This window comes from Marinoscillum furvescens DSM 4134 (assembly GCF_003386095.1).
Classification (GTDB): Bacteria; Bacteroidota; Bacteroidia; order Cytophagales; family Cyclobacteriaceae; genus Marinoscillum; species Marinoscillum furvescens.
In genome coordinates, this window is sequence record NZ_QREG01000007.1 from 1 (window position 1) to 17,283 (window position 17,283).

Consider the following 17,283-nt stretch of genomic DNA (forward strand, 5'->3'; position numbering starts at 1 on the left):
AACCCACACGAGTGTGTATTTTGGAGTGTTTGTTTTCAGGAAGGGATAAAAAAATCCCGACCATTATCTGATCGGGATTAGTGCCTAAGTAGGGACCGGGTCGGCGTACCGATCGAACCCACACGAGTGTGTATTTTGGAGTGTTTGTTTTCAGGAAGGGATAAAAAAATCCCGACCATTATCTGATCGGGATTAGTGCCTAAGGAGGGGCCGGGTCGGCGTACCGATCGAACCCACACGAGTGTGTATTTTGGAGTGTTTGTTTTCAGGAAGGGATAAAAAAATCCCGACCATTATCTGATCGGGATTAGTGCCTAAGGAGGGAGTCGAACCCACACGAGCATAGCTCACACGTCCCTGAAACGTGCGCGTCTACCAATTCCGCCACTTAGGCATGACGTTAGTATTTCCTAAGTTATTCTTAATAGAGCCTCTAAGCCAGCCGCGCACCGTGCGCGCCCGCCTGCCGGCGAGGCAGGTCTACCAATTCCGCCACTTAGGCATGACGTTTATTGATTCCTTTCCTTGTGAAAGGAGTGCAAAAGTAAATTTATTTTTCTTCTAATCGACTTTTCAATACAATTTTATTGCCCCAGTTCTTGAAGGTCAAAGCCAATGTCTGAGCGGTAGTTCATCTCATCCCACTGGATGAGTTCGGCACCCTTGTAGCTTTGTGATAGCGCCTCGCCCAGGTTTTTGCCAAGACCAGTCACGGCAATTACGCGCCCCCCGTTTGTTACGAGTTGGTTTTCCTTTTGGGCTGTGCCAGCATGAAACACCACAGCATTTTTTACCGGTTGCTTAAACGTGATTTTTTTGCCTTTTTCGTAGGCTTCTGGATAGCCACCTGAAACCAATACTACTGTGCTTGCAGTATACGGTTCAATTTCCAGCTTTTCTTTGCCCAGCTCGCCTTTAGCGGCTGCTGAGAGGTGGCTTACCAGGTCGCTTTTGACCCGTGGCATCACCACTTCTGTTTCAGGATCACCCATGCGTACATTGTATTCGATCACATAGGGTTCGCCTGCGTTGTTCATGAGCCCGATGAAGATAAAGCCGCAGTAGTCCATGCCTTCTTGTTGTATTCCGGCTATGGTTGGTTTTACTACTTTTTCTTCTACTTTTTGCATGAACTCATCACCAGCAAAGATTACGGGAGAGATGGCACCCATGCCACCAGTGTTGAGGCCAGTGTCTCCTTCTCCGATGCGTTTGTAGTCCTTTGCCTCAGGCAAGATCATATAGTCTTTACCGTCGGTCAGTACAAATACGCTCAATTCAATTCCCGTCAAAAACTCTTCAATGAGCACCTTGGCGCTAGCTTCACCGAATTTTTTATGAAGTATCAGGTCATCCAGATTTTGGCGTGCTTCTTCGAGGCTCTCGGTGATCAGCACCCCTTTCCCGGCAGCTAATCCGTCGGCTTTCAATACATAAGGGGGAGTGAGGCTTTCGAGGAAGGTGTAGCCTTCTTCGATATTGGTGGCGTCAAATACTTTAGCTGCGGCCGTAGGTACGCCATGCTTTAGCATAAAGTCTTTAGCAAATTCTTTACTGCCTTCTAGTAAGGCGCCGTTTTTAGCTGGACCTACTATTTGGAGGTCTTGCAGCGAGTCATCGCTTTTCAACTCATCTACTAATCCATTGACCAATGGATCTTCTGGTCCTACCACAACAAGGTTGATCTGATGGTCTTTAATGGCTTGCTTGATGCCATCAAAGTCTTTTACGCCGATGGGGAGGTTAGTGGCTACATCTTCTGTGCCTCCATTTCCTGGAGCTACAAAGAGGTTTTCACATAGGGGGCTTTGTTTTATTTTCCAAGCTAATGCATGCTCACGACCACCAGAGCCAATTACCAGAATATTCATCGGGAAAGTTTTAGATGTGTAAAAATTGCGCCACAAAAATAGGGCGTTTGCTTTTAGTACACGAATCTAATTTGGTTATTTCCGAAATGAAGGATCCTAATGGGCGTATTCTGACATAAACTTGATGCGCATGAGTCGTACTTCATCTTCGGAATAAAACTCACCAAGCTCTTCCATAGCTTCTGCTATACTGTCTGTTTCAGCATTGAGGAAGTAGTCGTATATGTCATCTTGCCGGTCGTCATCTAAAAGTTGGTCGATGTAATAGTCCAGGTTTAGCTTAGTGCCGCCATAGCAGATGTTTTCGATCTCCTTTATCAGGTTTTCGTATTTCATCTCTTTCGCTTCGGCGATTTCTTCCAGATCAATTTGCCGGTCAATCTGCTGAATGATAAATATTTTGTTTTTGGATTTCACTCCTGCAGATTTGACTAACACATCTGAGGCAGTGAGGATGTCGTTTTCTTCTACGTATTTTTCTATCAGTTTGAGGAATGGGCGTCCAAACTTGCGAGCCTTACTTTCCCCTACTCCTACGATCTTGATGAGGTCATCTATAGTGGTAGGATACATGGTAGCCATTTCTTCCATGGATGGATCCTGGAAAATCACATATGGAGGGAGTCCCTTTTCTTTGGCCACTTTTTTCCGAAGGGCTTTGATCATGTCAAAAAGCACCTTGTCGTAAGCGGTGGTGTTGATGGTTTCTTTTTCGATCTCTTCTTCTTCACCCTCGGTTTCGTACTCATGGTCTTTTACCAACTCCACTTTGAAAGGGTCTATCAGAAAATCAATGCCTTTTTGCGCCAGCTTGAAAACGCCCGGATTTTCAATGTCCTTGGCAATGAACTCATTGAGGAGCGTTTGGCGTATGATTGATTTCCAGAAGTGCTCGTCATGGTCTTTCCCAGCCCCGAATATTTTCAGTTTGTCGTGGCTATAGCTGAGCACATGTTCTGTTTTCTTGCCGACCAGTACGTTTGAGATGTGGTTTAGATTGAAACGCTCTTCGGTCTGGCGAACGGCTTCAATCACTTTTGTTACCAGCTCTTCACCATCAAAGCGCTCTCGAGGGTGCAGGCAGTTGTCACAAGCTTCACAGTTTTCTTTGTGCCATTCCTCACCGAAATAATGCAGTAATTGCTTTCTTCTACAGACGGCAGATTCTGCATAGAGTGCCATCTCTTCCAGTAAATATTTTGCGTTTTCGCGCTCTGTAACTGATTTGTCTTTATTGAATTTTTCGAGTTTGAGGATGTCATTGTAGCTGTAAAACATCACCACCTTACTCATGATGCCGTCTCGGCCAGCTCTACCCGTTTCCTGATAGTATCCTTCTATTGATTTTGGTGCGTCATAGTGCACCACATAGCGCACGTCTGGCTTATCTATTCCCATGCCAAAGGCAATGGTGGCCACTACTACGTCCACATCTTCATTGAGGAAGGCATCCTGATTGCGCATACGTACAGCACTGTCCATTCCCGCATGATAGGGAGCTACATTCACTCCGTTTACCTTTAGGAATTCCGCGATTTCTTCCACCTTTTTGCGACTTAGGCAGTAGATGATACCCGATTCGCCTTTGTGCTCTTTTACCAGCTTTATGAGTTGTTTTTTTGCCTGCTTTTTAGGTTTTACCTCATACATGAGGTTGGTCCGGTTAAACGAGGATTGGAAAACGGAAGCATTTTCCATTTCCAGGTTCTTCATGATGTCCAGCTGTACCTTTGGTGTAGCAGTGGCAGTGAGTGCCACGATAGGTACATCTCCCAGATCTTTGATGATAGCCTTGATGCGCCGGTATTCCGGACGGAAATCATGACCCCATTCGGATATACAGTGTGCCTCATCTACAGCGACAAAAGAAATCCTGGATTTTTTGAGAAACTCTACGTTGCTTTCCTTGGTAAGTGACTCAGGGGCCACATAAAGTAGTTTGACCTCCCCAGAGAGGGTTTCCTTTTTCACTCGGGTCATTTCTGACTTGCTCAGTGTGCTGTTGAGAAAACGGGCGTTAATCCCAACGGCATTCATTTGATCCACCTGGTTTTTCATCAGTGCGATCAGGGGAGATATCACGATGGCAGTACCTTCCTTGGTAATGGCAGGTAGCTGATAGCACAGCGACTTGCCCGCTCCGGTAGGCATGATCACAAAGGTATTTTTACCATCCATGACATGCTGAATGATCTGCTCCTGAGTACCTCTAAAGGTATCATAGCCAAACACTCGCTTGAGTGTTTCTTTTAGTTTCATATCTGTACCGGTCTCCATCGTTTCAATCTGGTGATTACTTACTAAAAATTAACTAAAAAATATTAGAGGACATACCTTACAAACAACTTTCGTTATTTGTCCCGAAGGGCTCAGGTTAGGTTATTCGGTTATATTTGCCGAAAATAATTCAGAATAACCACAATCCACTAATATTCCACATGAACAAGAATATACACGTAGTGATAATGGCTGGGGGAACGGGAACTAGGTTTTGGCCTTATAGCCGAAACAATAAACCGAAACAATTCCTGGATGTTTTGGGCACTGGCCGTTCTTTGCTGCAGATGACATATGATCGCTTCAAGGGCGAAGTGCCAAACGAAAATGTTTGGGTAGTTTCTAACGAAATTTACAAAGAGCTACTGAGCGAAGAGCTACCAGAGATCCCTGAGAGCAATATCCTACTCGAACCTTCTAAACGCAATACGGCCCCGTGTGTTGCCTATGCGGCCTATAAGATAAGACAAAAGGACCCTAATGGCGTGATGGTGATATTGCCTTCTGATCATGTGATATTTAGAGAGAAGGCTTTTCTGGAAGTGATCGAAGAGGCTGTGCAAAATGCAAACGACAGGAGTCTGATCACCATCGGTATAGAGCCCAACAGACCAGAAACGGGGTACGGATACATACAATTCGAAGAGTCAGAGGATGCTTTGAAAAAGGTGAAAACTTTTACTGAAAAACCTCAACTCGATTTGGCCAAAAAGTTTATCGAGAGTGGGGAGTTTGTGTGGAATGCCGGGATTTTTGTCTGGAGTGTGAATGCTATCGTTGCTGCCTTTGAAGAACATCAGCCAGAGCTAGCAGAGGTCTTTGCCGAAGGAGCCGATAAGTACTTTACCGAGGCAGAGGAGCGTTTTGTAAAAAGAGCTTATTCCTTGTGCAAAAATATTTCTATAGACTATGCCATTATGGAAAAGGCAGAAGAGGTCTTTGTAGTACTAGGAGATATCGGCTGGTCGGACCTTGGTTCGTGGAATGCCTTGCATGAGATCAAAGAGAAGAATGGTGATGACAATGTGCTCGAAGGAGACATCATTACGTACGATTCTAAAGACAACTATATTCTTAGCAAAACCAATCGACTGGTGCTAACTCAGGGGCTGGAGGGATTCCTCGTTGCAGATTTTGAGGATGTGCTTTTGGTTTGCAAAAAAGAAGATTCGGGGATATTCCGAACCTTCGTAAATGACGTGAAAGAGAAAAAAGGCGAAGAGCTTATATAAGTCTTTGCCGCTGTACTTCATACAGTGCCATAGCCGCTGCTGCAGAGACATTGAGTGATTCGATTTCTCCGCTCAGCGGAATCTTGGCTTCCTTGTCAGCCAACGCCAGGTATGCAGGTGATATTCCTTCGTCTTCAGACCCCATTACGATGGCTGTAGGTACCATCAAATCAAGATCTTGAAAATAATATTCGGCCTTTTCGGTGGCTGCTATGACCTGAAGGCCTGAATCTTTCAAAAACTGTATGGCTTCCTTCAAATTTGGCTCTCGGCAAACAGGGATGAAATTGAGGGCTCCTGCGGAGGTTTTTACTGCGTCAGCATTGATCTGGGCGCTTCCTTTGGTGGGGATCAGAATGGCATCTGCTCCCATGCACTCAGCCGTACGAGCTATACCTCCAAAATTACGTACATCTGTTACCCGATCCAGCACTAAAATGATAGGCACTTTTCTGTCTTCAAATATCCCAGGCAGTACATGGTCGATCTGATGGTATTGTACAGGCGATACAAACGCTACAGCTCCCTGGTGGTTTTTGCGCGTAAATCGGTTGATTTTTTCTACTGGCACACTGGAGATAGGGACCTTGCGCTGATGAGCGAGAGTTAGGAGCTCCTTCATTAGGTCCCCTTTCAGCCCTTTTTGCACAAATAATTTTTCCAGGTCTTTTCCGGATTGGATTGTTTCTATCACAGCACGGATGCCATAGATCATGTTGTCAAACTTCTTGATCGCCATCTATATTCCCTTTCTTATTTCTCCAACCTGATCATACCAGGTGTTTTCATATTTTCTGTCTCGCTTCAGTGAGTACAATGCTGGTGTAAAGAGAGTAGAAATCCTAATGAATTCAAATCGAGTGCCATCATTATATGTCCATATTTCTTTTTGCTCGTCACGCATCACATTGTCTGGCTTGCCAAAAACGATGTAAATAATGCCACGATCGGTCTTCCATCCTGGCTTGTAATCCGTAAAGAGACGGTTGGCGTCTTCTACTGCCTGATAGAAGGTGCGAATGGCATTTTTTGCTCTGAACTTAGTGCCATAGGTGTTGATCCAGAAATTTTCAAAAGTTTTTTTGTCCCCTTTATCCATGATTTGCTGGATTTCCTTTGGGGTGGTAATGTAGGTAAGGGGAGGTATGAGTTCTTCCAGCTTTCTGTACTTGGGGAAGTGTTCAGGGCACTTTAGTAATGTAATGGCATGAGGTGCCAAGGTGTCTTGTTGGATGAGGTAAAATTGATGATCGTCTAGATCTTTCAAATGTTTTTCAAAATAGAATGAAGAATCTATAGTCAGATTAGGAGCTAGTGGTTTCATGATGCCCATGGCAGGGTCTGCTGGCCCAAAGTTGTCGTCATAGGCAAACACATGGTACATGGTGTCTGGATGAACGCTTATTTCGCTGGTAGTAACATACTTATCGAGAACGGGGAGTTTATCATCAGTCATGGGCACAAAAGACGGGAAGCCAATGGGCGATTTGATAGGAATATCCTGCACCTGATAAAGTCCGCGTTTGGGATCTCCACTTACCAATAGCAAAAGAGCATGCTCTGGAGTGGGAATGGTCAGTTTGAAATATGCTTGTCTGCCTGTGATACGCAAGGTGTCCAGCGTATATACCTGGAGGGTGTCGTGTTTTACAGACTTGTACTTGGGTTGAGTCAGAAAGCGCTGGGTCCAGGAAATGTTTTTATGAAGATTGAGGCGGTAGTACACAGAGATTCCATCAGCGCCTTGTACCACGCGGTAGTCCACGGTAAGTTCAGGTGATTTGGTGTCGTACTGGTAGCTGAGGTCCAGTCTGGTGAGATCCAGTGCACTGGAAAAATGAAACAGCCCCAGTGTAATAAAGAGAATGAAAGCTGGCTTTTGCATATCAGGCAAAAAAGTTAAAGAATATTTAGCGATTTATAAGTGAAACATTGGGTTGTGTTGACGCTCGCTAAGATGTGTTAAAAATTATGGAATTCGTCATTTTGTGAGCACACTGATTATTTTTGTTTCAAAAAAACACCATGAGTGTATACACCACGGAAATCACCTCAGATCAAATACCTTCTGACAATCCTATACATCAGCGACTGCTGAAAGCCTATCATGTAGCTGCACCAATGATAAGTGGTGACTTGCTGGAGCTCGGTTGTGGAGAAGGCCGTGGCGTAGAGCTATTGATGCCTAAAGCTTCGTCTTATTTGGGGCTGGACAAAATAGAGGAAGTGGTGCAAAAGCTGAGCGAGAAGCATCCTGAGGCGCAATTTGAAAGTAGTGTGTTCCCTCCAATTAAGCTTCCAGACAACAGCTTTGATACAGTGGTGAGCTTTCAGGTGATCGAGCACATCAAGCAAGATGAGGAGTTTTTGAAGGAGATTCATCGTATCCTAAAACCTGGAGGTAAAGCACTCATAAGCACGCCCAATATAAAAATGACGCTCAGCAGAAATCCATGGCATATCCGTGAATATACTGCCGAAGAGCTGGAAGCTTTGGCAGGCAAGTATTTTGATCATGTGGATATGAAAGGAATCGCCGGAAATGAGAAGGTAATGCAGTACCATGAGCAAAACCGTGAAAGTGTGCAGAAAATCATGAAGTACGATGTGCTCAACCTTCAGTACCGGCTGCCTGCAGCGATATTGCGAAAGCCATATGAAATCCTCAACCGTCGCAATAGAAACAAGCTAAAAGACCAGGCTGATGAACTGGTGCTATCCATCGGTCAGGATGACTACTTTTTAAACGAAAAATCAGAACAAAACCTGGACTTGTTTTGTATTCTTACCAAGTAGTCAATTCAAATACTTTATTAAAATATGGCATCAGAAAAATTAATTACAGAGCTCAATCAGCTGCTTAGTGATTTTCATATCTATTATCAAAACACCCGAGGTTTTCATTGGAACATTAAGGGGAAACGCTTCTTTGAACTGCATGCAAAGTTTGAAGAGCTATACACAGAAGCCCTTACCAATATAGACGACCTGGCAGAGCGAATCCTGACCATCAAAGGTCAGCCTCTTCACTCTTTTCAGGCATACCTGGAGACTTCCAAAATACAACCAGTGACTAATATGTCAGAAGATGACAAAATCGTGAAGTCATTGCTGGATCAGTTAGAAACACTGGTAGCTCAGGAGAATGTAGTGAAAGAGTTAGCCGCAGGTGAGGGCGACTCGGAAACTGAAGACATGATGATCGGTCTGATCAATGATCAGGAAAAGACCATGTGGATGTTTCGCTCCTGGTTGGGTCAATGATCGAAGTAGCGGTCATACCAACGCTGAAAAACATATAAAGCCCAGACGAGGCTATGAACATCGCCCGGATCCACGGAGTACATTTGCTGACGGATTCGGGCGATTTCTTTTATGTCAAATATCCCCTGAGCTTCTAAGCGCTCGTCATTAAATACGAGCCGGTCCAGCTCCTTCGCCAGCTCCTTCCGAAACCACTGTAGTAATGGGACTTCAAAGCCATGCTTACCTCTTTGATAAAGCTCTTTAGGTAATATTTCCCGAAACGCCTCTCTCAGAATGATTTTGCGTGCAGAGCTCGTAGCTTTTAGTGAGTCATCCATTGAAAAAGCCAGAGCCACCACCTCTGGGTCTAAAAATGGTACCCGCACTTCCAGGCTGTTGGCCATGGACATACTGTCTACTTTGCGCAGCATATCCCCTTCTAGCACCATTTGAACGTCAAGAGCCAGCACTTCGGCAAGCGATCCAGATTGTATTTGGTCAATTATCGAAGACTTAAATGCGTCTGTGTTGGTTTTGTATTTCTGACGGATAAGTCTGTCTACCTGTTTTTGAGGTGTAAAGCTGGCTAGAAACCAGTAGCGCTCCTGTGGCGAAAGGTTTTTACCTCTGACAAAGCGATCGAGCTTCCTCACCGTATCCGATAGTGGACTGTTGCGAGACTTTGGCAACACCTTCCAGAAGGGAGCCAGAGTGCTCGCCAGATGTTCTTGTAGTCCTGGTGATTGCATGCGAATCCACGCAGCGTGTTTGTTGTATCCAGAAAACAGTTCGTCAGCACCATCCCCTGATAGGGCTACAGTTACATGTTGGCGAGTCTGCTGACTGAGAATACTTACCGGAAGTGCTGAGGAATCGGCGAAAGGCTCGTCGAGGTAATCTACGGCAGCATCTACGCCCTGTAGTAAGTCATCATTGGTCAATGAAAAAACATGATGGTTCGTTCCATACTTTTTGGCTACTAGCTCCGCAAAGTGTGTCTCATCAAAATATGAGTTGTCTTTAAAGCCAATGCTGAAAGTTTCCAGTTGCTGGACGTGTTTGCTGGCCAGGGCTACAATTATTGATGAATCAATGCCCCCACTCAAAAAGGCACCAAGCGGCACGTCAGCTACCAATCGACGGTTTACTGCGGCTTCCAGCGCGTCTTGTAGTTGCAACTTGGCTTTATCCAGATGTGTTATGGGAGAAGAAGTGCCCGCTGGGAGTTTATAGTAGCTTTGCTTCTGTATTGCTCCATCACTCACTTGCAGATAATGCCCAGCTTCTAATTTTTGAACGCCCTCAAGTATAGACAATGGCGCTGGAATGTATGTTAGTTCAAAGTAGGTCCTGAGTGCTTCAAGGTTCAGTTTTTTTGGTACCCCAAAAGCGAGCAGTGCCTTTAGCTCAGAGCCAAATAAAAGTTTGTCTTCGTCTTTATAGTATAGTAGTGGTTTGATGCCATATCGGTCTCTGGCTACAAATAGCGAACGACTATCCCGATCATAGATGGCCAGAGCAAAAAAGCCATTCAGACGAGGGAGCATTTTTGCTCCCCATTGGATGTATGCATAAAGCAGTACTTCTGTATCACTTTCAGACCTGAAGGTATGCCCTAGAGAGGTTAGCTCTTTTTTGAGGGACAGAAAATTGTAGATTTCTCCATTGAAAACAATCTGATACCTATTGCTGGCATCAGTCATGGGTTGGTTTCCCGCTGAGGAAGTGTCTATAATCGATAGTCTTCGGTGTCCCAGGCCTACCACCTCATCAAACCAGGTGTTGTGCACATCAGGTCCACGCTTTTCCAGCTTTTTTGTGGCCTCTTCCAGATGCACGAGGTGCATTCGACCTACGGGATTAAAAGCGTAAATTCCTGTGATTCCACACATAAAAGTTGTTTGCGTTAAGAGCTCTTACGAACTTTCCTGTTTAAAATGTTGTCTAACGAGCTGGAGCCTAAAACCATCAGCATATTGAGCGCTTTCGGCGGGTCAATAATCATGCGATTCTTCAGGCCCGTTAAATTTATGGACTAAAGGCAGAAATTAAACTTAAATGAGCACTACTTTTTGGAAAGCAATTAGCGTCTTAGCTATATGTGTGCTGGTGATGCTGCAATCTCAGGCGCAGAGCAAGCGTAAAAAACGGATGATACAACGTGTAGTGTCCGAAGCACAGTCATACCTGGGGGCGCCCTACCAATACGGAGGTATGTCCAGGGCGGGAATCGATTGTTCGGGGCTGATGTACAAGTGCTATCAGTCTATAGACGTTAAACTCCCACGTACAGCCAAAGCACAAAGTAAGACAGGGCGTAAGAAAAACTGGGACAATGTACGCGAGGGAGATATTGTGTTTTTTAAGTTCAGAAAAAAGGGAGAAAAGTGGTTTCATAGTGGCATCATTACCTATGCGCATCGTGGGGAGATTCGGTTTATTCATTCATCTACCAGTAGAGGGGTGATAGAGTCTGATCTGAATGCGGAGTACTACAGAGACAATGTCAAGCGTTTTCGGAGGGTCATCAGATAGATTCGAAGACAAAAACGAAGATCATAAGTTGGAGAATGTGAATTTTAATATAAATTCGCACACTCTAGATGGGGCATTAGCTCAGCTGGCTAGAGCACCACGCTGGCAGCGTGGGGGTCATCGGTTCGAATCCGATATGCTCCACAAAAGGTCATTCATGAAAAATGGGTGGCCTTTTTTTGTTTAAAGCTCTACCACGCTGGCAGCGTGGGGTCATTGGTCGAACAGCTAATTGTGGACGGCTAGTTGCGAACGGCATGTCCCAAAGCATGATCTCGCAGAGGCTGTCGAAACTTCAGGCTTTCAGCTTTTCGTTTTTTGATTTCACATTTTTTCTCAAAGGCTTTTCAGCCGTTGAATTTTCTTTTATCCGATTATTTAAACGATTAAGCATTATATTTAGCGATCATTAAACATTCATTTCGATATGTACATTGTCTCTAATTATGCACTAGCGGTAGGTCTTTGTGTGATTACTATGTTGTGCTGGGGGTCATGGGCCAACACTCAAAAGCTGGCCTCCAAATCTTGGGCTTTCCAGCTGTTTTATTGGGATTATGCCATTGGTATTGTGCTGCTGACTTTGTTGTTTGGTTTTACCCTGGGGTCCCATGGAGAGTTGGGTAGAGGATTTTTAGAGGATTTGCAGCAAGCGAAGTTTGGTTCGCTCAGGTCAGCATTTTTAGGTGGAGTGATCTTTAATTTGGCCAATATACTCATCGTCATAGCAATAGACCTGGCTGGCATGGCAATCGCCTTTCCAGTGGGTATCGGAATAGCTCTGGTGCAGGGAGTGGTCATTAACTATTTCGCTTCGCCTGTAGGGAAGCCTGTATGGTTGTTTTCGGGTGTGTTTTTGGTGGCAGTAGCTATCGTGCTGGATGCCTTGGCATATGGGAAGATGTCGCGCAAAACTGCACAAACCACCAGAGTGAAAGGGCTATTGTTCTCACTCATAGGAGGGGTGCTGATGGGGTTCTTTTATCGGTTTGTAGCGGATGCCATGGCGATCGATTTTGCTGCTCCGGCTACCGGCCTTCTTACACCCTATTCGGCATTATTTATCTTCTCCTTAGGTGTGTTGGTGAGCAATGCATTGTTCAACACCTGGGCCATGTACTTCTCTCCCACCGGAAAGCACACCACCTACACTCAGTATTTCAAACAGGGAAGTCTTCGGTTGCATTTGATCGGTATTTCCGGAGGTGTGATATGGGCTATCGGTATGTCGCTGAGTATTTTGGCTTCCGGTCAGGCGGGATACGCCATTTCCTATGGGCTCGGACAGGGGGCTACATTGGTGGCAGCCATCTGGGGAGTATTCGTTTGGAAGGAGTTTAAGGGGGCCAACCGACAGGTAAGGCAGATGCTCGCATTGATGTTTCTATGTTTTTTAGCAGGCTTGTTTTTAATTATCATTTCCAGGTTTTGACGGCATGCCCTTCGTGGGCATGGTCTTTTTTTAATCCATAAATTATGAAGAAAATCGTTGTAGTAGGGAGTACCAATACTGATCTGGTATGCCGGGCTGAAAGGCTGCCTTTACCAGGAGAAACCGTGTTCGGAAACAATTTCCAACAGATTCATGGCGGTAAAGGGGCCAATCAGGCGGTAGCAGTGGCCAGAGCAGGAGGCAAGCCCGTGTTTATCACCAGTGTCGGGTCAGATGGCTTTGGTGAAGCTGCCCTGGAAAATTTATCAAACGAGGGTATGCCTACGCAGTACGTGTCAAAAGTGCAAGATTGTGCATCGGGTATTGCGGTAATTACTGTAGACGATAACAACGGTGAAAATGCAATTTTGGTGATACCCGGAGCAAATGACCACCTTAGCCCGCAGCACATAGATGCAGCTAAAAAGGAGTTTGAAGATTCGGACTTTGCACTCGTCCAACTGGAAGTGCCACAAGAAACCGTGCTACATACCCTGAAACTGGCCAAATCCTGTGGGTGTACCACCATTCTGAACCCAGCACCGGCAGCACAATTGCCTCGCGAGCTCCTACAGCTGGTAGATATCATTACTCCTAATGAAACCGAAGCAGCTACACTAGCCGGTAAGTTACAGTCGTCTGACTTCAAACAAATGGCGCATATGTTGCTATCAGATGTACAGCACGCGGTGGTGATTACCCTGGGCGCTCGGGGTGTGTGGTATGCCACCAAAAGTGGTGAGGAAGGAAGCATACCAGCCATATCTGTACAACCAATTGACACTACAGCTGCAGGAGATGTTTTCAATGGGTACCTGGTGGCTGCACTAGCAAGGGGATTACCACTAAAGTCTGCCCTGCAAGCAGCTACAAAGGCGGCCACCAAATCTGTGCTAAAAGAAGGAGCCCAGCCGTCCATTCCATGGGCTGACGAGGTGTAGGTATCATAGCTCTTGAGGAGATAGTTGGGGGATATTTCAGGTCATTCGAGGGGGTAAATAATGTTAGAAGGAGACTGGATTTTGATTAAACGTAATTATTACGGATATTTCCATTTTAGTTTAAATTCTGAACCTCTAATATAAGTCACATTAATGAATAGTTTGTATTTTCGATTGCTATCGTTAGCATTAATTGTCAGTTGCATTCAGATGTGGAGCTGCGCTCCTTCTCCGAAAAAAGAGCAAGCAGATAACCGCCGCCCCAACGTTGTGATCATCTATCTTGACGATCTGGGATATGGAGATGTAAGTGCCTATGGTGCTACCGAAATCAACACACCCAATATGGACCGGCTGATCAATGGAGGTGTGAAATTTACTCAAGGATATGCCTCTTCGGCTACTTGTACTCCTAGTAGATATGCATTGCTCACAGGTGTGTATCCATGGAAAAACAAAGACGCCAAAATACTTCCGGGAACTGCTCCGTTGGTCATAGATACTGCACAGCTTACGATCGCGAGCATGCTCAAAAGCGAAGGCTACCACACAGGTATTGTAGGGAAGTGGCATCTGGGGCTCGGTAGTGGAAATGTTGATTGGAATCAGCGCGTTTCTCCTGGTCCGAATGAAGTAGGGTTTGATCATGCACACATACTGGCAGCTACTCAGGATCGAGTACCTACCGTTTATATTGAAAATGGACATGTAGTAGGTTTAGACCCTAATGACCCTATTGAGGTCAACTACCGAAAAAACTTTGAAGGGGAGCCTACCGGTAAAGACAATCCTGAGCTTGTAGAAATGAAATGGCACCATGGACACAACAATAGCATCGTGAACGGCATACCGCGGATTGGCTATATGAAAGGTGGTGAAGCTGCCAAATGGAGTGATATAGATATGGCTGATCACTTTTTGGCTGAAGCTCAGTCCTATGTTAAAGCTCACAAAGAGGAGCCCTTTTTTCTCTATTACGCATTACAGCAACCTCATGTGCCGCGTACGCCTCACCCGAGGTTTGTTGGTAGCTCAGGTATGGGGCCTAGAGGAGATGTCATACTGGAGGCCGATTGGATGATCGGAGAGTTTCTAAAAACGCTCGAAGAAGAAGGGCTCATCGAAAACACTTTGATTGTACTGTCTAGTGACAATGGCCCAGTTTTAAACGATGGCTACTATGACGAAGCTGTAGAGAAGCTTGGTGACCACACACCGTGGGGCCCACTAAGAGGTGGTAAGTACAGTCTGTTCGAAGCAGGTACTCGTGTGCCATTTGCCACGTATTGGCAGGGGACTATCCAGCCTACTGTGTCAGACGCCCTGGTTTGTCAGATGGATTTGCTTTCGTCCATTGCAGCACTGGTGGGCAGCGAAAAGAGAGCACCAGATAGCAAAGAGCTCTTGGAAGTGTTTTTGGGTAAAAGTGAAGCCGGTAGAGAACAATTGGTATTGGAGGCCACCTCCAGGACTGCTTTCCGTCAAGGTGACTGGGTGATGATACCGCCATACAAAGGACCAGCTGTAAATAAACAAGTGAACATCGAACTGGGGAATTCGGACGAGTATCAGTTGTACAATCTCAAGTCTGATATAGGTCAGCAGAAAAATCTTGCAGATTCGGAGCCGGAGAGACTTGCTGCGATGCTTGCAGATTTTAATAAAATCAGAGGAAATGCGCTGGAAGGCGTACAGCAACTAGAGTTGAAATAATCGATAAAAAGTATCAGGTATTACTGTAGATGGCTTTTGCAATTCAGATGTTCTTCTGAAGTGCAAAAGCCATTTTTTTTGGGTGTTAAGGTTTATTTGTCTCCTTTCCAAAACAAGCAATCTCTTTCTGCTACGTTTACTATATTTGGTAATTAAACCTATAAATAACTTGATCCATGGGATGTGCATCGTGTAGTACGGTGAAAGGTGAAGATGGACAGGCTGCTGGATGCAAAAATAATGGCGGCTGTAGCACTGGTGGGTGTAACAAAATGAATGTTTTCGATTGGTTGTCAAACATGGACGCCCCAATCGAAAGCACCTATGATATACTAGAGGTTCGTTTTAAAAACGGGCGTAAGGAGTTTTTTCGCAATGTAGATGGGCTACAGCTCACTACTGGAGATGCCGTGGTGGTAGACGTACCCAACGGGCATCACATTGGTCATGTATCTCTCCAGGGAGAGCTTGTTCGTCTTCAGATGAAAAAGCGTGGCGTGAAGGACAACAATGAGGTGAAGAAAATTTACCGAATAGCGTCTCAGCGCGATCTGGATAAATATCGAGACGTGAAAAAGCGTGAAATGCCTACGCTGTATAGAACCCGCCAGATCATCGATGACCTTAAGCTGGAAATGAAACTCACTGACGTAGAGTTTCAAGCTGACAATACTAAAGCTACTTTTTATTACTCTGCTGAAGAACGAGTAGACTTTCGAGAGTTGATTAAGCTCCTCGCTTCAGAGTTTAAGATACGTGTGGAAATGCGCCAAATCAGTTTGCGACAGGAAGCAGGCAGGTTGGGAGGCATTGGGTCTTGCGGGCGAGAGCTCTGCTGTTCCACCTGGTTGGGAGATTTTAAGTCTGTGAGCACACAGGCGGCTCGCTACCAAAACCTATCCCTCAACCCCAGTAAGCTTTCGGGGCAATGTGGCAGGCTAAAATGCTGCCTCAATTATGAGCTGGATACCTATATGGAAGCGCTTAAAGACATTCCTCAGGTACAGAAGCCACTGGAGACCGAAAGGGGCCGGGCCAAGCTACAAAAAACAGATATTTTCAGGAAGATCATGTGGTTTGGCTATGATGATGAAAACACCTGGTATCCGCTAGAGGTAGAGCGCGTCAATGAGATACTGGAGATGAACCGTAATGGGAAAAAACCTGTGACTCTGGCTGAAGACACTGTGGAGGAACCAATAGATGATGGAGGGCTCAACAGTGACCTGGTAGCGATGGACCGCAAGTTCAACAAAGGCAAAAAGCGGAAGTCTAAAAACAAACGGAATAAGAAACGGAACTTCAGTAACAAGAATGCCACGAATAAAGGAACCTCAAATAAGAATAACCCGAATAAAGGCACTTCCAACAAGGACAGTGGAAATGTGAAAAAACATAATAAAAACAAAAACCGGGGCAAACGTCCCAATAATCAACAAAAGAAGTCGTAGGAATACATATAGGGAAATCTACGATTTCTTAGATCCGCGTTTTTATGGGGCATCATTGACGGTTAGTTCACTATAGCTGATATGAGTATCCCTTTAATTAATTATAGAAAGTAAGCTATGAAAAACATCCTTTGGCTGGGGTTAGTGGTGGCCTTGTGGGGCTGTGACCCCAACAGGGTTTATGATTCAAATAAAGATCTGGACGGCTATTACTGGCATAAGGATTCTGTACAAACTTTTACATTTGAGGTAGGTGATGCTTCACGTCCACATCATGTATTCGCCAATTTGCGAAATACGGCGGACTATCCATTTCATAATTTGTATTATCGATATACCCTGTTAGATTCCGCGGGACAAGCGCTTCGAACCACACTCAAAAACATTTACTTGTTTGACTCCAAGACCGGAGAGCCAAATGGTAGTGGACTGGGGGACCTGTTTGACCATCGTCAGGTGTTGCTGGAAAACTACGACTTTCCATACGCAGGTGACTTTCAGCTGGACTTGCAGCAGTACATGCGCCGAGATAGCCTCTACGGGGTGGCAGCTGTGGGGGTCAGAGTGGAAGTGGTAGCCGAATAA

Annotated in this window: 14 protein-coding genes and 2 tRNA genes; 10 read left to right on the forward strand and 6 right to left on the reverse strand. The window is 45.2% G+C overall.

Annotation, left to right across the window (positions count from 1 at the left end; translation table 11 throughout):
* Window positions 1-311 precede the first annotated feature (311 nt).
* The 3 genes from C7460_RS08885 to recQ all read right to left on the reverse strand — a co-directional run bounded on the left by C7460_RS08885 (window position 312) and on the right by recQ (window position 4,148).
* Window positions 312-394: transfer RNA gene (locus C7460_RS08885), tRNA-Leu, on the reverse strand.
* Window positions 395-584: 190 nt separating this feature from the next.
* A complete protein-coding gene (purD, locus tag C7460_RS08890) occupies window positions 585-1,871 on the reverse strand; it encodes a phosphoribosylamine--glycine ligase (protein ID WP_115867749.1) in 1,287 nt (428 codons plus the stop codon).
* Window positions 1,872-1,967: 96 nt separating this feature from the next.
* Complete coding sequence (gene recQ / locus C7460_RS08895; RefSeq protein ID WP_115867750.1) at window positions 1,968-4,148, reverse strand: DNA helicase RecQ; 2,181 nt, start codon at window positions 4,146-4,148, stop codon at window positions 1,968-1,970.
* A 161-nt stretch (window positions 4,149-4,309) separates the two neighbouring features.
* On the opposite strand from recQ, the gene C7460_RS08900 reads away from it, so the two are divergent.
* A complete protein-coding gene (locus C7460_RS08900) occupies window positions 4,310-5,380 on the forward strand; it encodes a mannose-1-phosphate guanylyltransferase (protein ID WP_115867751.1) in 1,071 nt (356 codons plus the stop codon).
* Here C7460_RS08900 and rlmB read toward each other — a convergent pair.
* Both rlmB and C7460_RS08910 read right to left on the reverse strand, forming a co-directional pair.
* On the reverse strand, window positions 5,373-6,119 hold the full coding sequence (rlmB, locus tag C7460_RS08905; RefSeq protein WP_115867752.1) for a 23S rRNA (guanosine(2251)-2'-O)-methyltransferase RlmB: 747 nt from the start codon (window positions 6,117-6,119) through the stop codon (window positions 5,373-5,375). The two genes, C7460_RS08900 and rlmB, sit on opposite strands and share 8 nt — an antisense overlap.
* Entirely contained in the window at window positions 6,120-7,265 is a 1,146-nt protein-coding gene (locus C7460_RS08910; protein ID WP_115867753.1) for a GWxTD domain-containing protein, read from the reverse strand.
* Between the two features lie 140 nt (window positions 7,266-7,405).
* Here C7460_RS08910 and C7460_RS08915 point away from each other — a divergent pair, with 140 nt between their 5' ends.
* Both C7460_RS08915 and C7460_RS08920 read left to right on the forward strand, forming a co-directional pair.
* Complete coding sequence (locus C7460_RS08915; protein WP_115867916.1) at window positions 7,406-8,176, forward strand: class I SAM-dependent methyltransferase; 771 nt, start codon at window positions 7,406-7,408, stop codon at window positions 8,174-8,176.
* A 24-nt stretch (window positions 8,177-8,200) separates the two neighbouring features.
* Window positions 8,201-8,644 (forward strand): Dps family protein, encoded by a 444-nt coding sequence (locus C7460_RS08920; RefSeq protein WP_115867754.1) that lies wholly within the window; start codon window positions 8,201-8,203, stop codon window positions 8,642-8,644.
* Here the strand turns inward: C7460_RS08920 and asnB are convergent.
* Window positions 8,638-10,518: an asparagine synthase (glutamine-hydrolyzing) gene (asnB, locus tag C7460_RS08925; RefSeq protein ID WP_115867755.1), complete on the reverse strand. Its 1,881-nt coding sequence runs from the start codon at window positions 10,516-10,518 to the stop codon at window positions 8,638-8,640. The genes C7460_RS08920 and asnB overlap by 7 nt on opposite strands.
* 166 nt (window positions 10,519-10,684) lie before the next feature.
* On the opposite strand from asnB, the gene C7460_RS08930 reads away from it, so the two are divergent.
* The 7 genes from C7460_RS08930 (at window position 10,685) to C7460_RS08960 (ending at window position 17,283) form a co-directional block, all read left to right on the forward strand.
* On the forward strand, window positions 10,685-11,161 hold the full coding sequence (locus tag C7460_RS08930; protein WP_115867756.1) for a C40 family peptidase: 477 nt from the start codon (window positions 10,685-10,687) through the stop codon (window positions 11,159-11,161).
* Window positions 11,162-11,231: 70 nt separating this feature from the next.
* Window positions 11,232-11,305, forward strand: a tRNA-Ala gene (locus C7460_RS08935).
* Window positions 11,306-11,588: 283 nt separating this feature from the next.
* Window positions 11,589-12,593 (forward strand): multidrug DMT transporter permease, encoded by a 1,005-nt coding sequence (locus C7460_RS08940; protein WP_115867757.1) that lies wholly within the window; start codon window positions 11,589-11,591, stop codon window positions 12,591-12,593.
* A gap of 44 nt (window positions 12,594-12,637) precedes the next feature.
* Window positions 12,638-13,534, forward strand: a complete 897-nt coding sequence (rbsK, locus tag C7460_RS08945) for a ribokinase (RefSeq protein ID WP_115867758.1) — start codon at window positions 12,638-12,640, stop codon at window positions 13,532-13,534.
* A gap of 210 nt (window positions 13,535-13,744) precedes the next feature.
* On the forward strand, window positions 13,745-15,247 hold the full coding sequence (locus C7460_RS08950) for a sulfatase family protein (RefSeq protein ID WP_221409496.1): 1,503 nt from the start codon (window positions 13,745-13,747) through the stop codon (window positions 15,245-15,247).
* A gap of 176 nt (window positions 15,248-15,423) precedes the next feature.
* On the forward strand, window positions 15,424-16,698 hold the full coding sequence (locus tag C7460_RS08955) for a PSP1 domain-containing protein (RefSeq protein ID WP_115867760.1): 1,275 nt from the start codon (window positions 15,424-15,426) through the stop codon (window positions 16,696-16,698).
* A 117-nt stretch (window positions 16,699-16,815) separates the two neighbouring features.
* Window positions 16,816-17,283 carry a gliding motility lipoprotein GldH gene (locus C7460_RS08960; RefSeq protein ID WP_115867761.1) on the forward strand — a complete coding sequence of 156 codons (468 nt, stop codon included), beginning with the start codon at window positions 16,816-16,818 and terminating at the stop codon, window positions 17,281-17,283.

What these genes read in the sequence shown, in the direction of transcription:
- C7460_RS08955 (WP_115867760.1), top strand. Translation starts at nt 15,424, where the DNA reads ATGGGATGTGCATCGTGTAGTACGGTGAAAGGTGAAGATGGACAGGCT.
- C7460_RS08915 (WP_115867916.1), top strand. Translation starts at nt 7,406, where the DNA reads ATGAGTGTATACACCACGGAAATCACCTCAGATCAAATACCTTCTGAC.
- C7460_RS08950 (WP_221409496.1), top strand. Translation starts at nt 13,745, where the DNA reads ATGTGGAGCTGCGCTCCTTCTCCGAAAAAAGAGCAAGCAGATAACCGC.
- C7460_RS08930 (WP_115867756.1), top strand. Translation starts at nt 10,685, where the DNA reads ATGAGCACTACTTTTTGGAAAGCAATTAGCGTCTTAGCTATATGTGTG.
- recQ (WP_115867750.1), bottom strand. Translation starts at nt 4,148, where the DNA reads ATGGAGACCGGTACAGATATGAAACTAAAAGAAACACTCAAGCGAGTG.
- C7460_RS08960 (WP_115867761.1), top strand. Translation starts at nt 16,816, where the DNA reads ATGAAAAACATCCTTTGGCTGGGGTTAGTGGTGGCCTTGTGGGGCTGT.
- purD (WP_115867749.1), bottom strand. Translation starts at nt 1,871, where the DNA reads ATGAATATTCTGGTAATTGGCTCTGGTGGTCGTGAGCATGCATTAGCT.
- rbsK (WP_115867758.1), top strand. Translation starts at nt 12,638, where the DNA reads ATGAAGAAAATCGTTGTAGTAGGGAGTACCAATACTGATCTGGTATGC.
- C7460_RS08910 (WP_115867753.1), bottom strand. Translation starts at nt 7,265, where the DNA reads ATGCAAAAGCCAGCTTTCATTCTCTTTATTACACTGGGGCTGTTTCAT.
- C7460_RS08940 (WP_115867757.1), top strand. Translation starts at nt 11,589, where the DNA reads ATGTACATTGTCTCTAATTATGCACTAGCGGTAGGTCTTTGTGTGATT.
- rlmB (WP_115867752.1), bottom strand. Translation starts at nt 6,119, where the DNA reads ATGGCGATCAAGAAGTTTGACAACATGATCTATGGCATCCGTGCTGTG.
- C7460_RS08900 (WP_115867751.1), top strand. Translation starts at nt 4,310, where the DNA reads ATGAACAAGAATATACACGTAGTGATAATGGCTGGGGGAACGGGAACT.
- C7460_RS08920 (WP_115867754.1), top strand. Translation starts at nt 8,201, where the DNA reads ATGGCATCAGAAAAATTAATTACAGAGCTCAATCAGCTGCTTAGTGAT.
- asnB (WP_115867755.1), bottom strand. Translation starts at nt 10,518, where the DNA reads ATGTGTGGAATCACAGGAATTTACGCTTTTAATCCCGTAGGTCGAATG.